General features: G+C 61.5%; 12 protein-coding genes and 1 pseudogene. 8 read left to right on the top strand and 5 right to left on the bottom strand.

Translation table 11 applies throughout. The annotated features are described in order from the left end of the window. The 5 genes and pseudogenes from R4P70_RS32830 to R4P70_RS31990 all read left to right on the top strand — a co-directional run. Positions 1 to 177: pseudogene (locus R4P70_RS32830) on the top strand (IS256 family transposase); the annotation flags it as partial. Positions 178 to 434: 257 nt separating this feature from the next. Continuing rightward, positions 435 to 1,904 (top strand): nicotinate phosphoribosyltransferase, encoded by a 1,470-nt coding sequence (locus R4P70_RS31975; RefSeq protein WP_317833705.1) that lies wholly within the window; start codon positions 435 to 437, stop codon positions 1,902 to 1,904. 101 nt (positions 1,905 to 2,005) lie between these two features. Further along, complete coding sequence (locus R4P70_RS31980; RefSeq protein WP_317833707.1) at positions 2,006 to 2,803, top strand: orotidine 5'-phosphate decarboxylase / HUMPS family protein; 798 nt, start codon at positions 2,006 to 2,008, stop codon at positions 2,801 to 2,803. Then, positions 2,800 to 3,375, top strand: coding sequence for a nicotinamide-nucleotide amidohydrolase family protein (locus R4P70_RS31985; RefSeq protein WP_317833709.1), 576 nt, complete (start codon positions 2,800 to 2,802; stop codon positions 3,373 to 3,375). The genes R4P70_RS31980 and R4P70_RS31985 overlap by 4 nt, the downstream gene beginning before the upstream one ends. Further along, positions 3,372 to 4,007, top strand: coding sequence for an HAD-IB family phosphatase (locus R4P70_RS31990; RefSeq protein ID WP_317833711.1), 636 nt, complete (start codon positions 3,372 to 3,374; stop codon positions 4,005 to 4,007). The genes R4P70_RS31985 and R4P70_RS31990 overlap by 4 nt, the downstream gene beginning before the upstream one ends. Positions 4,008 to 4,296: 289 nt before the next feature. Here the strand turns inward: R4P70_RS31990 and R4P70_RS31995 are convergent, their stop codons facing one another. The 3 genes from R4P70_RS31995 to R4P70_RS32005 form a co-directional block, all read right to left on the bottom strand. Beyond that, the gene (locus tag R4P70_RS31995; protein WP_317833713.1) at positions 4,297 to 6,045 is read right to left on the bottom strand and encodes a cutinase family protein; all 1,749 of its coding nucleotides are present in this window, start codon (positions 6,043 to 6,045) and stop codon (positions 4,297 to 4,299) included. 586 nt (positions 6,046 to 6,631) lie between these two features. Then, positions 6,632 to 7,312: a response regulator gene (locus tag R4P70_RS32000; protein WP_283569716.1), complete on the bottom strand. Its 681-nt coding sequence runs from the start codon at positions 7,310 to 7,312 to the stop codon at positions 6,632 to 6,634. Positions 7,313 to 7,358: 46 nt separating this feature from the next. Next, positions 7,359 to 9,689, bottom strand: a complete 2,331-nt coding sequence (locus tag R4P70_RS32005; protein WP_317833716.1) for a hypothetical protein — start codon at positions 9,687 to 9,689, stop codon at positions 7,359 to 7,361. Positions 9,690 to 10,297: 608 nt separating this feature from the next. On the opposite strand from R4P70_RS32005, the gene R4P70_RS32010 reads away from it, so the two are divergent. Further along, the gene (locus tag R4P70_RS32010) at positions 10,298 to 10,669 is read left to right on the top strand and encodes a hypothetical protein (RefSeq protein ID WP_231783646.1); all 372 of its coding nucleotides are present in this window, start codon (positions 10,298 to 10,300) and stop codon (positions 10,667 to 10,669) included. A gap of 101 nt (positions 10,670 to 10,770) precedes the next feature. Here R4P70_RS32010 and R4P70_RS32015 read toward each other — a convergent pair whose 3' ends face one another. Both R4P70_RS32015 and R4P70_RS32020 read right to left on the bottom strand, forming a co-directional pair. Beyond that, the gene (locus R4P70_RS32015) at positions 10,771 to 11,049 is read right to left on the bottom strand and encodes a hypothetical protein (RefSeq protein WP_317833719.1); all 279 of its coding nucleotides are present in this window, start codon (positions 11,047 to 11,049) and stop codon (positions 10,771 to 10,773) included. Beyond that, positions 11,046 to 12,011, bottom strand: coding sequence for a recombinase family protein (locus R4P70_RS32020; protein WP_317833725.1), 966 nt, complete (start codon positions 12,009 to 12,011; stop codon positions 11,046 to 11,048). Before R4P70_RS32020 ends, R4P70_RS32015 begins: the two co-directional genes overlap by 4 nt. Positions 12,012 to 12,108: 97 nt before the next feature. Between R4P70_RS32020 and R4P70_RS32025 the strand changes: the two genes are divergently transcribed. After that, entirely contained in the window at positions 12,109 to 12,936 is an 828-nt protein-coding gene (locus R4P70_RS32025; RefSeq protein WP_317833721.1) for a sensor domain-containing protein, read from the top strand. A gap of 141 nt (positions 12,937 to 13,077) precedes the next feature. Next, the gene (locus R4P70_RS32030) at positions 13,078 to 14,037 is read left to right on the top strand and encodes a hypothetical protein (RefSeq protein WP_317833723.1); all 960 of its coding nucleotides are present in this window, start codon (positions 13,078 to 13,080) and stop codon (positions 14,035 to 14,037) included. Positions 14,038 to 14,433 lie beyond the last annotated feature (396 nt).

The following is a 14,433-nucleotide window of genomic DNA, read 5'->3' on the forward strand; positions in this document are numbered from 1 at the left end:
CGGGGCAGTCGAGCCCGCAAGCACCGGATCGGAGGTCGCCTGAAACAATCTCATCCACAGGATTTGACAATATCTCCGACAGGGAAAGGTAAGGCACGATGGGCAATGAGGTGGAAGCCCGCGCTCAATGCGTTTGCGATCACCTTCGAAGGACGCATCACCCCGAACCGTAACTAACCGACATCAAGGTCGGATCCACCGTTAATCGGACACTCCCGCCTCCCGACAAAAGTCGGCGTGTCTGGAAGGAATCTGGGTGATCGTAAATCGGTGGGGGTTGCGGGTCTCGGCGTAGTGTCGGGCTCATGCGTGTGGTCTTCTGTTCATGCAAGTGCTGCATGAATCCTAGTGCGGCACTGGCTATTGGTCATTGTCGCTGAGGTGTTCTGAGTCGTTCGTTCCTTGACCCCTCTGATCACTTGTGGAGTACAGCCATGTCCAGAATTCTGTCCAATTTCGATAATTTGATCCTCAACACCGACACCTATAAGCACTCTCACTGGAATCTGTATCCGGCCGGGACTGAGTACATCTCGAGCTATATCGAGTCGCGGGGCGGGCCGTTCCCGGCCCATCTGTTCGTTGGTGTGCAAGCGTTCATCAAGCAACACTTGCTGCGGCCCTTGACCATCGATGACATCGATGAGGCCGAGATCGTTACCCGTCAGCATCAGATTCCGTTCAATCGGGAGGGCTGGTTGGGCATCGTCAACGATCACGGGGGATATCTGCCGGTGGAGATCGAGGCCGTCCCCGAGGGTACGGTCCTTCCGATCCGAAATGTTTTGGTGCAGATCGTGAACACTGATCCCAAGTATTTCTGGGCTACCAGCTTCTTCGAGACCGCGCTGCTGCGGTCGATTTGGTATCCGACGTCGGTCGCGACCACGAGCTGGCTGGCCAAGCAGCTGATTCGAGAAGCGCTGGAGAAGACCTCTGATCATCCCGAGATCCTTCGTGATGTGCTGCAGGATTACGGTGCCCGCGGGGTCAGCTCGCAGGAGTCCGCGGCCCTGGGTGGTCTGGCTCATCTGGTGAACTTCCGGCAGACCAATACGATCTCGGGGTCGCTGGCCGCCACCAAGTATTACAACGCTCTCAACCCGGCGATCTCGCAGCCGAACTCCGAACACACCACCGTCACCGCCTGGGGCCGCGACCATGAAGCAGACGCCCACGCCAATCTGCTCAAGCAGTATCGCGGGTGGCCGTTCGTGGTCGCGGTGTCGGACTCCTATGACCTCGAGCATGCGGTGAGCGAGATTTTCGGTACCCAACTCAAAGACCAGGTCATCAACCATGGGGGCACCGTGCTGGTCCGTCCTGATTCGGGTGATCCTGTTCAGGTCACCGCAGATACGGTTGAGGGGTTGATCGCCAAGTTCGGCAGTGAGGTCAATTCGAAAGGTTACCGAGTGTTGCCCGACTACATCCGCGCTGCCCAAGGTGATGGTTTGACACTGGATTCACTCACACGCATTTACCGCGAACTCGATCGTCGGGGCTTGGCGGCGGACAACGTGTATTTGGGTATCGGCGGCGGCCTCCTGCAGTACATCAACCGCGATTCGCTCGGGTTCGCGCAGAAGGCCAGTGCAGCGAAGATCGATGGGCAGTGGGTCGATGTGTACAAAGAACCCCGAACAGACTCCCAGAAACGCTCCAAGCGGGGCCGGTTGGCGCTGGTGCAGCGCGACGGGGAGTATGCGACGATCCGCAAAGAAGAGGCCGCGGACGGAGAGAACCTGCTGCAGACCGTTTTCCGTAACGGCCAGTTGCTGATCAACACCAATTTCGAGGATCTCATCGAGCGCAGCGAACGCACCGTCCCCACGGCGTACTACGCGCCGGTCCTCGGCGACGGCACCCCTACCGCGCCCGCAAGCGACACCGTACCGGCCTAGAACCAGTCCGGTCAATCGAGCCGCGGGGCGGCGACCGCAACGGTCGCCGCCCCGCACCCCTGCACTGTGTCAGCCGCAACCCCCTTTTGTGAGGTATATCCATGTCTACATCCAGCACGCCGCCCGAGCACTCAACTCCGTCCACCCCGCAGCATCACCACCCAGTAGAGGACATCTTCCCCGGCCACCGCTATGGAATCGTTCCGGCACTGGACCTGCCGACCAGCGCTGCGGTGCGCGACGTCGTCGCTGCCACCACCGGCGTCGACGGCGTCGTCGCATACAAACTCGGCCACAGCACAGTCCTTGAACTCGGGCTACGCGGCGCAGTCGACCTGATCAGGCAAGCCTCAGACCTGCCGATCATCTACGACCACCAAAAGGCAGGCCTCGACGTCCCCAGTAACGCACGGCATTTCGCCGACCTGCTGGCCGGTACCGGGGTCGCCGGAGCCATCATCTTCCCGCTGGCCGGGCCGCAGACCGCACGCGAGTACCTATCGCGGCTACGTGAACGGGGTATCGTCCCGCTCGTCGGTGGGCTGCTGCCCATCGACGACTACACGATCTCCACCGGCGGGTGGGTCGCCGATGACGTGCTACCGGAGATCACCAGACTCGCGCTGGCACATGGTGAAACAAACATCATCGCACCAGCCACCGACGCGCTGAACACCGTGATCGCCGCCGCCGCGGACGCCGGGATTTCCCCGACCCTGTTTGTTCCCGGGATCGGGGCCGGCGGCACGGGACTAGACCGGCTCGGCGACGTCGTCGACCAAGTCTCAGGCATTTTTCCGATCGTGGGCCGGGCAATAGTGACCGCCGCCGACCCCGCCCAGGCCGCCACCGACCTCGCCGCGGCCCTCACCACCGTCGTTGCAGGAGCGCCCCGATGAACACCCACACCAACCAGACCCCATCCACGATCGCTGCCGGCGGCGAGTCGATACTGCCCGAACCAGTGCACGCCGCCGCCGTTGATGTCGTCGCCGCAGCGCAGCGCGCAGGAATACGGATCGCCACCGCCGAGACCGTGACCGGTGGACTCCTGGCGACCGCACTGACCGAAGTCCCGGGAGTCTCCGCAGTGTACGAGCGGGGGTTTGTGCTCTATCACACCGACGCCAAATCGACCGGCCTGGGTGTACCAGCTGCCCTGACCGCCCGCTACGGGGCGGTCAGCGCCGAGGTCACCGCAGCACTGGCCGACGGCCTACGCCGGCACATCACGACCAGCGACACGGCAGCGGCGGTAGCCGGCGCAGCGATCACCGGATACGCCGGCCCCACCGGCGGCAACAACCACGACCCGGTCGGAACAGTGTACGTGGCAACATTTTTCAGATCCGGACCAATCACGACCCGACGTGAGGTGTTCCCCGGCACCCGCCTCGAAGTGAAGGTCGCCGCTGTCCACACCGCACTGAGCGTGCTGCACAAGCACATCACCGGGAGGGCGTTGCAGTGAACGTCCTGCACGTATTCGACATGGATGGGACCATCTTGCCCGGAACCAGCGCCTCCATCGAACTAGCCCGCCACACCGGAGCACTACCAGCAATCGACGAACTCGAACAGCTCTCCGCCGCCGGTCAACTCAGCAACACCGAATTCCACCGGCGCAGCCACCCGCTATGGCAGAACCTGACCGACGACATCATCGACGAGGTCTTCCACAACTCACCGTGGATCGACAACCTGCAACCGGTGTGGGCCGACATCATCGCCCGCGGAGAAACACTCGTCGTCATCTCGATGTCTCCGCTGTTCTTCGTGCAACGACTCACCGCCTGGGGACCATCAGCGGTCTTCGCCAGCCACAACCCCATCGGCTCACCATTCGAGGACTCCGGCGTCCTCGAGGACTACCACAAAGTGCACATCGTCGACGACCTGACACGAACCCACAACATCGAACCACACCACGTCATCGCCTACGGCGACTCCTACACCGACATACCACTCTTTCGCACCAACATCACCAGCATCGCCATCAATGCAACACCACTCGTAGAATCCCTCGCCACCCACCGCTACCGCGGAAACGACCTCACCGCCGCCTACACCCTCGCCCGCACCCACCTCCAACACCAACAATAAGAGGCCAGCCGCGGCGGACCACCCACACACAGACACCCTTTCCACCGGTTCGTTGTCAAGTTTACTTGACATAATCTATGTTATCGGCTAGATATCCCGATACACCTATGAGCTTCTGATATTTGATTTTGTCGAGCAAGCATCTGTCACTAGAGATCAGCGACACGAGCGGCCGACGGGTGACGTTGGCAAGTTGTTGAGGTCGTCTGTAGACAGGTGAGACCCTGACCTGCAAATGCAGATCAGGGTCTCACCTGTATCTCTGGGATCTGGGGCGATGCGTCGGCGATCAGGAGCCGAAGGTGAACCCGTCACCCGATCCACTCGACCCGAAGGTAGGCGAGCTCGGATCAGTCGGCACCTCATCGATAGGAACCTGCGGGTTCTCGTTGTCGGCAACGACGTTCACTTCCATCGATGTCGTCGACGACCTACCTCGCGGATCTCGGACCGTGAGGATCACTGTGTATACCCCCGGGCGTTCGAACACATGTCCTGCAAATCCGTCCACGTTCACTGCGTCCACGATGCCGTCGTTTTCGAAGTCGAACTCGAAACTAAGCGGAGCGACCCCTACCGAGGCCATACCGGAAAGTGTGGTCTCCTCGCCGGCGGTGATAGTGGGCAGAGCACCCAATACTGCTGCGGGGGCTTCGCCAGCATCGTCCACGGCGTCCAGAATCGATGTTGTAACGTCCCCTGGTGTGCCGATACCGAAGTTTCGCCCTCCCGTTGCGTCGACGATCGAGCCGATGACGTCGGAACTCGCACCCCCTGCATTGACGTCATAGAGGATGGTCGACGGATAGCTCGGCACCTCGTCTGCTGCAGGAGCGGACAAGGCCACTGGCGGGGCAACCCGAGTGACCGCGCTGTCAACTGGTGCCCCTGGGCCCTGTTCGCGGTCTTCTGAAGGGATTGTCCGTGCATTGATCGCGCGTGCGGCGCTGTCCGCGGCGCTTGGTACGGGATCGACACCCAGGAGAATCCTCCTCAAGGAGTCGCTGGAGAGGCCGCTCCACGGTTCAGGGTCGTGCGGCGGGGCATCTCGCAGAATCACTACCGCCGACGTGCCCGCGGCACCCTGTAGGGTGCGTACGCCCTCGACGACACCCGAGAAAACAGATTCGGGATAGTCGCCGCCACCATCTGCGCCCAGACTCTGAATGCCGCTATCAAGTGCCGCAGCGTTTCCGGTCAGGGGAACGACCGTCTTGGCGATGAAAGGGTCGCCATAGTCCTTGTACTCCACCAACGAAAATTTGGAGTTAGGACTCGTGCCTAGCACGTTTTGAGAAATCGTGGTGATGTTTGCCCGGGCGTCTGCGATGTAGGGGCTCATCGAACCTGTTGTGTCTACAACGAATGCAACATTGAGCGCGGACGTTCCGACGGGTGGTGCTGTACTTGCTCCCGACACCATCCGAGCCAAAACCGACGCTTCGGTGCTGACTTCCGATCCGTTGAAGTAGTTGAGATGAGGACCGTCATTAAAAGCTGTCCATGTCGACCCCGCGAAGTCGCAGACGGGGTCTTTCGCGTGGCATAACGAATGTTTCGCATAAGCAGCTGAATAGAATGCATCGCGAGCCGCACCAGCGCGCGGATAGTTTGTATGGAACACGCCACGGCCTCCACGCCCGTCACCAGTCACATTGCTGGCGTTCGGTTTCTGCCACGGATCGCCCACCGAGTACACGCCGGCAATCAGCGAGGGGATGGTCATGGCGGTATCTCTTGCAACCATGGCGCCCTGCGAGTAGCCGATCAAAATGAACTTGGTGCTCTTGCAGCCTCGGCTGTCGTGAAACCGAAAGCGCGATGTCGCAGCGATGGTTGCATTGACCCCAGTCTGGGATGAGCTGTAAACAGGGCTCGATTGCAGGTTAGGTACGACTGCCTCGACGCCTGCGTTTACAGCCGTGGCCGGATAACGCTCATCTACCTCGATGATCGGGGTATTCGCGAGGCTTGGATTTTGGTCATAGAATGCAGTCAGTAGTTTCGCGAGCGTCGGGCCTTCATATCCATTGGACACGTTTGAACCGTAATACTTTAGTCCTTCAGATCCCTCTCCAGATCCCGCCCTCCCCTCTCCAGATCCTCGGATCGGAACCAATGCGACAGGCGCACAGCTCGGTTGCGCTGCAACAGTACTCATCGCTAGGAACGGAACAATTCCGAGCAGTAGAACTAATACAGAAAAAATGGAACCTAGAACACGCTTCACATGGGCCTCACTCACTCGATTGCAGAATCGACTAGGATTTAGTTAGGTTATCCGCCTGGTACCCGATTCCATTTGCATACCCACTCTCCAGGGATCCGGATTCGATTTTCCCTAAAACTAGCGACGTTCGGCAAGTCCAACCAAGCAGGAAACTAAATGCAATCACCTAGCAATAAACCTTGCGGTCTACTACTTTTGCAGAATCTTCCATTCTCGTTCTTCTGACGCTCCAAAAATACTGTCTTTGGTCTCGCACCGGTTCATCTTGAAGTAAATTCATTCTAATTTTGGATAGATGGTACAGCGGGAGGCATGGGGTGCGCTGTCATCTGTTTGGATGAACTTTCCATCGCCGGGACATGATCGCCGGCGAAGTCGCAAGAGACTGTTCCTCTCAAAGGTCGTCGATGCTGATGATCCCGTCCTGCAGCGCCCTGGCGACGAGTGCCGCTTTCGTCGACGCCGGCCGGCCGGCCGCAGCGTATTTGGTGCGCACCCGCCCCAGATGAGTGGCCAGGGTGGATGCGGTGATGTACAGGGCTTTGGCGGCAAAGTTTTTCGATTCGGTCCGGAACCACTGGATCAGCACTTCACGTTCCCGCTCGGTCAGCTTGGGTCGCGATGCCCTGGTGTCCGCGGACATCGCCCCGGCCATACTCGGCGACATATACGGGTGATCGGTCACGGCAGCCTCGATCGCGGGAACAAGATGTTGACGTCCTTCCGATTTCGTCAGATACGTCACCGCACCGTTGTCGAGGCAGTCCAAGATCGTCGCCGCGTCACTGCGCATGGAGTAGATGATGACCCGGTATCCGGCGTCGGTGAGGGTGCCCACCATGTCCAAGGCGGGCAGCGGCGAGCCGTCCCCGAACTGCAGATCCAACACCACCGCATCGATACGCATACCCTGCCCACCTGCTCGATCGCGCAGAAATTCTGTCGGCCGCAGGTATCGTCCGGCGACCGCGATCGGTGGGGTCGCGCCGGCGCACCATGACGCGAGGCCCTCGTGCACGACGTCGTGGTCGTCGATCAATGCGACAGTGATGTCGGTCAGTTCAGGTGCGGTCATCGAATGGTCCTCTCGTGGCGGGCAACTCGCCCTCGGTTGACGGTGTTCACGGCGCAACTTCCGACAGCGGTACGGCCCGCGCCGATGTCGGCGTGGCGGTGGCCTGCACCCACACCAGGCCCTCGTCGTACTCGACCCGCACCTGAATCCCCGTCGTCTCGACCGCTTCCAGATCGTCGACGCGGGTGGGGTCGCAGTCGGCGACGACACTGACCTGAAGCTCCGGGGTCTCGGTGACCACGATCCGGGCATGCTCCCGGGCAGCAGCGACCGCCAGTGCCGGGACCGCGAGAAGACTGCTTCGAACCTGCCCGTCGACCGAGGACAGATCTGGTGGTATCTCCACCACCACCGATACCCCGTTCCTCTCCCCCAGCGCGGTCAGATCCTGAATCTCGCGTGCCAGCGGGTGAAGCTGCAGTTGCCCGTCCGCGTGCAGGAACAATCGGCGCATCCGAGCGGACTCGACCGCTGCCCGCGCGCGCACCCCTTCGGAATCGGCGGTGATCGATCCCTCCGCGAGGGCCCGCAGCAGCGGCACCGTGGTTTCTTCGAGCGCGGTATAACGGCTCCGATAATCGGCCTGCACGCGGTCCGCGATCTCCTGGCCGGCGATCAACGCGGACTGTGCCTCGGACTCCTCCGCTGCTAACCGTGCGGTGCGGCGCAGGTCAGTGGCGAAGAACCCGGCAATCATCTGGACCGCCAATTCACTGGCAAGGCTGTACCCGAACAGCTCGAATGTTCCCGCGTTCATCTCGCCACCGATCACCGCCGCCGCGGCGGTGACCACTCGTAAGAACACCAACGCCGCCATGATCATTCGCACCGGCGATGTGAGCAGGAGCGGCAGCAACACCCATCCGGTCATCCCGAACGCCCAATGCTCCCCCGTGCCGAACGCATCGTCGGTGGTGAACGGCTGAACGAACGTCACCACCGACACCGCGGCGAATCCCGCGGCCTTCACCCACCGCGGCACCGCCATCCCCGTGACCGTGCACGCCCCCAACACGATGACCACGAACAGAACACCGATCAACACCATTTGTGTGGGCTCGGTGACGAGCTCGGGTCCGTACAAGCGCACCGGGATCAACGTCGTCAATATGACAGCTACCCCGACCAGACCCAGCCCGTACCCGCGGCTGAGCCGAAACGCGCGGCGGGCAGGATCGGAGAGCTCCCACACCCGCGCGGCATCACCTGCGACGCTTTCCGTTGCAACCGTGGCGCTCTCGGTGTCCCAGTCCAGGACAATTCTCGTCCCAGCTCCCGGAGCGGATTCGACTCGCGCTGAGCCGCCGACCCGCGTCATCCGCCCGGTGATGGATTCGGCGATCCCGCGGCCGTGACCCATTGTCGACGCTGAACCCTCGGTATCGGCGGCATCTGCTGCGCTGAATCCGGTGCCGGCATCGACGATGTCGACCCCGGACTCGCGCAACACCAGCGATGCTGCCCGAGTGCCGGAATGCCGCTCGACATTCGTCAATGCCTCCCTGACTGCACCCGCTACCGCATGAGCAAGAGTCCCAGACACCCGCACCAGCTCGGCCCCGGTCACGGAGACTGCGAGTCCTGGCTCCACGGCGATGTCGTCGAGAATCCGGCGAAGATCTATCTGCTCGCCAGACTCCAGTGCCGGCGCCGACCGAAGTGCCTGCAGATCGCGAGCGGCTTGACGACGTACCCGCTCCTGCGTCAACGGCACACCGTGCCCGATCATCAACATCGTCGCCGCGGCCGTATCGTGCACCGTCGCCCAATGTTCACGCTGATACTCGCGCCGCGCCTGCGCGACCGCGACATCTCGTTCGGTCTCCGCGAGCTGTTCACCCGCCGCATCCGCTGCTCGTGCGCCGCGTTCGACCAACTGCCGCAGGAAAATCCCGATCCCACACTGAACGAGGAAGAAGTACGGCCAGAACACCGTCCACGGCGACTCCACACCCACCACGCCCGACAACCCAACCGCGAACGCCACCGCGATACCGACCGCAGCCAACACAGCCTGCCAATGCCGCTGCGAGAACGCGAAACTCAACACCGCACTCCCGGACACCGCCAACGGCAACGAGTTCGACGACACTACGTCGATACCTTCGGTCGTCGACGGAATCGTCACCGCCACCACCACAACCAGCACGTAATCCGCCCACACCACGGTCGATGACGTCATCGACCGTGTCAGCAGACGAAACGAACCCCACCCGATCAACACCACGGCGACCGCCACACCCACCCCCGTGCGCGGCGGAAAGCTCAGATACACCACCCCACAGAGCACATTGACACTGTGCCGAAGAAGGACACCGAACCACGCCGCCTGAAAACGCGAACGCGCCGCAGACGACTCCCAACTACCGCTTCCCACACTGCCTCCGGGATACCTCGTACCAGCATTGGAAGAGTGCTGACATTTCCTCAAAAGTCCATTCACCGACGCTGCGAAACAGTTCAGCCCTCGCATTTCCCCAAAAATGCGCGGTAATGACGCCAGTACACCCGGTCGAAACCGATGACAGAATCTGAGATCTCCGACAAAGGCGATACCGGCTACAGAAACCTTAGCAACCGCTATCACCCGCACACCCGTTTCGCGGTGCGAATGCGATCACCGGAATAGCACCGCCCGGTGCGCAGGCTCCCCTATCGCAATGGTGGGCACGAACGTCGACATCGTCGGCCCTTCATGCGGGGTGAAAACGCAGGTGCGGCGCGGACCCGGGCACGGCATCAGTCGCGCTGATCAGCCGAAATATGTGCACTAGGAGGACAACTCGATCTGCGTAGACACGTTTCACTGTCAGTCGTTCAGAGGATGGACAGCAAGTTTTCGGTCGAACTAGAGTTTCCAGGACCTCATCGAATTTCACCCTCCCTCACCCCCGAACAGGACTTTGCTGTTGAAGCAGTTTTTACGATTTGCTCTTCACAGACAAATACCGCGGGCGGGATATAAGTACGTTACAAGGAGTGTAGATGAGTAACGACATAGCTGGAATCCTGTTCGCAGCGGCAGTGATCTGGCTGGTATTCGGAGTAATCGCGGGAGCAATCGCAGCGAAGAAGAACCGCAGCCAACTCGGATTCTTCTTCGCAGGATTCTTCTTCGGGCCGATAGGAATACTCGCAGCAATCCTGGTCAACCCCGGCCACCCCCCTGCACCGCCGGGAACCCACACCGCACTATGTCCGCGGTGCAATGCACAACAGAACGTACCTGCTACCCAGCTGACGTATGAATGCTGGCAATGCGCGCTGGTCAACCCACTCGGCGGTCATTCAGGTCGAAACACCACCCAAAAACAGAGTTGGAAAGATTGGCTGAAGGAAGGCCGAGTCGAGTATTGACCCGCGATGCCTCTGCGCCTGCCGTCTGGCCGCGACTCCCCGGTCTCTCGGTCGTTCCGCTCTCTCGTGTCATACGCTCGCACTCGATCTGTGGGGCTCGATCAGAGTCCGTCTCGTAACTGATCGCGTATCAGCGACAATGCGGTGCGCAGATCCGCCGCAGCATGTGCCAGATACAAATCGAGGGCGATCTCGCCGCCATTCCCCTGGCCCGACTCGAAGTCACCCCCGGCCTGTGTGGCGAGCAGGACGTCGCGTGCGCCACTGACCCCTGAGAGGGCACCGTCAAGGACGGTCCGCATGGCCGCGAGTGCGTGGGCGAGAGCGTCGCCGTCGAGTGTTTCCCGTTGTTCAGGAAGTTGTGGTGCCGATTCGATCATCGGGCGACCTCGCGTGCATGGTCCGGGCACAGAAGAGACGGCTTCACGGTCCAGCCGCTCTCGAGGAGCCAGTGTGCAACGGGGGCGGGAAGATCGCCACCGCATTGGGCTGCCTGCGCGAAATCGCCGGCGAGGATCGGCCCGTCCCCACACACCTGGCACGCGACGTCGAAAGCTGGCGACTCCGGTTCGCAATGGTGACAGTGCGATCGGATGACAACCGATCTCGGATCGTCGGCATTCGGATGGAGCCAAGCAACTGCCAGATCGCCGCGTTGATGAGCAGCTTCCGCTCGCGTACTCGGCTCGTACCCACACGTCGGACAAGTGCGCGGCACTCGCACTACCGCAACAGAATTCAGGAGCTTTTCCCCGAGCGGATGCACTGTGGGGGTCGCAGTCGACTTGTTATTGTCGAGGTGGCCGTACACGGTCGTGCGCGGCACGTTCAACATCGCAGCAATCTGCGCGACCGTGTTCTCTCCGGCGTCGTACAGCCGCTGAGCAAGTGCGATTTGATCGTCGGTGAGCTTCGGCGGACGCCCGCCCTTTCGGCCGCGTGCCCGCGCTGCGGCCAAGCCGTCCCGCGTGTTTGCCACAATCAGCTCACGCTGGAACTCGGCGAGGACGGACAGCATCCCGAACATCGCCCGCCCTTCCGCCGTCGATGTGTCGATTCCCTGTTCGAGGACCTTCAACTCGATCCCGCGCTCGCGCAGCTGCGCCCCGAGGGTGATCAGATGCAGTACCGAGCGCCCCAATCTGTCGAGGCGGGTGATCACCAACGTGTCCCCACCCCGCAACCGCGCCAGAACCCCGTCGAGCTGCGGGCGTGAGGCTTTCGCACCGCCGGCATGATCGAGATGAATGTTCTCGGCCTCGACGCCCGCCCGCGCCAGCGCATCGATCTGGTGAGCGGGATTCTGATCTGCACTGGAGACTCGCGCATAACCGAACAACATCTGTCGAAAATATCTCACTCAACCGTTTTTCGACCGACTTTCCCTCATGGTGATTGAGCACAATCGGTCAGCTGGGCCGCTCGTCTACACTCCGACTGTGCTCAGACGCCTCGCATTGCCAACGCGTTCCGCCTTCCGCGATCGCAGCGGACGCTCCATCGGTGCCGCTGCGACTGCGCTCGTGGTGATGTCGCTGCTCGCGGCCTGCTCCTCGGAGGGCGGCTATGCCGAGAGCCCTACAGAGCCCTCGCCCACGACGGTCTCGTCGACGATTCCCTCGCCAACGACAACCTCTGCGCCGGCCTCTGCAACGAACTCGTTGTCCGTCCCCGTCGCGACGCCGCCCTCTGCGCAGAATCTGCTCCTTTCCGCAGCGCAATTACCGGGTGCGGGCTGGACACCACAATCGGATACCGACCCGGAAGCCACGGAGCTCCAGGAAACGACGCAGCCGGAGTGCAGTAATCAATCGTGGATCCTGCGCAGTGCGGGCATGACCGACATGGCCGGCGCGTCATGGACGTTCGATGCTGCCGCCGAAGTGGAGACGATCAGCAGTCAAGCCTTCGTCTACCCCGATGCGGCGGCAGCGACCGCAGCACTGGCCTCGTATCGCGATCTCGTGGGCCGCTGCACGAGTTGGCAGAGCGTCCTCACCTCAAAGGGTTACACCTACGCCGAAACACAGGAGATGTTCGATGCATCCGTCGGCGAGGAATCGGTTGCCCGGCAGACCGGCACCTCGCACGTGCGCTTGACCGATCTCCCCACCTTCCGGATGTATTGGGTGACATCGCGGGTGGGGCAGACGATCGTGCAAGTCACCTATCGGCCAGGTTCTCTGCTCGGCACCGATCAGGGAAGAGACCAAGCCCTCGAACTCGCGTCGACCGCAGGGTCCACTGCCGAAAACCGTACGAAATAGAACCAGGCCGATAGTCGGTCACCTCGGTGGAGGCTGGCGAAGAAAGATCAGCGCGGTAACCAATCTGCCACTGAGGCCGATCCACAGTTCGGCGGGACATCGGCCACACAAGCAAGCGCCTCCCGCAATCCGTTTCGGGCGATGAAGGGCACAGTGGTGAAGAAACTGGACTACGACCTGGTCGGTGAACAACTGTTCTCGAACCCGAAGGTCAGAGCACGTATCGAACGGCACTACCGCCTCCCCACCGATGCAGCCACCTCCTCGCAGTTCCTCGACTACGCGGTACGCCACCTCGATCAGGAAGCGATGGACAACCCCCTCACTCAGACCTACAGCAACCAACAGGTCTTCAAAGCTGCAGTCAACGCCCTCGGCAGCAACTCCCGGAACTGGGCGAGTTTCGTCAAGGTCCGTGACCAGCACCTCGAAGGACTTCTCTACGGCTTCGACCCCGAAAAGACGCACACCGCCGTCCTCGACGGGACGTTGACGCTCGCTGACCTCCGTGAGCATTTGAGCGGGCAGAGCGGAACCGGCGATGCGAAAGCAATCATCCGCTGGGCGAAGCTGCTGACCGATCAGCCGAACTACTACGGCCAGATCCTCGCCATCGCCCGCGCCGTCGTCGACCTCGCAGCCGATGCCGACCACCCGCTCGACAACGAGCATCTGATGATGTGCCTCGCCGGCTACCTGATCGCGCCCCCACGCCGCTGGCCAGGCGATAAACACATCGACACCGACATCCTGTTAATGACGCCCCGCGATCGAGACCTTCCCGGGATGGGCTACCCCCTCGCCAGTGAATTCCTCCGCAACCTGCATTGGAACGGGTTCAAACCCGACCGCCACATCACCAGGCTCCTGCGTCTCTGGGTTCCCGAACTCCGGGACACCGTAGAACCCAACGTCGATCGTCTCTGCACATTGATCGGAAGCCGGAACCAGTCCCTGCGCTACTTCCTCAAATATTCACTGATCGGTGTTGCCATCACCCCGGACGGCAACTACTCGCGCGCCGACAACCTCATCTGGATGCTCGGCGCCTATCTGGAAAAGAAGAACAAGGAATCGGACGTGCAGTACATCCACGACTAGAAGTCTGTCGCGGAGGAGCAGAGTTCGGACACCTCTTACCTTCCCGGCCGCTGCTCCCTGGACCCAAGCGGTAAGAGGAGAACACTCAGCACACCCCCCGGGGGTGACCCACCCGGCTGGTCGTCAGTACCAGCCAGGTGGGTCGAGTGCGCCCAACTCTGGGGGGCCAGGCACACGATCAGGGAGCGGCCCGCCTGAAGTCATGTGACAACATCTCGGCGAGCCCCCATCCATCGCCGTCTCGACCAGAGACGACGCGGAAGGGAAATGTAGCGCACACAGTTCCGCTGATCCGCCACCGCCCTGCGACTTACAGCGGTGTCGACGGCCATCGTAAGCTCCCCACTGGCGGCCATTTATGGCGCATTTTGTGGCCATGGTTTCTCCCCGCGTACG

It is taken from the genome of Rhodococcus sp. IEGM 1241 (assembly GCF_033142365.1).
Taxonomy (GTDB): domain Bacteria; phylum Actinomycetota; class Actinomycetes; order Mycobacteriales; family Mycobacteriaceae; genus Rhodococcus_F; species Rhodococcus_F erythropolis.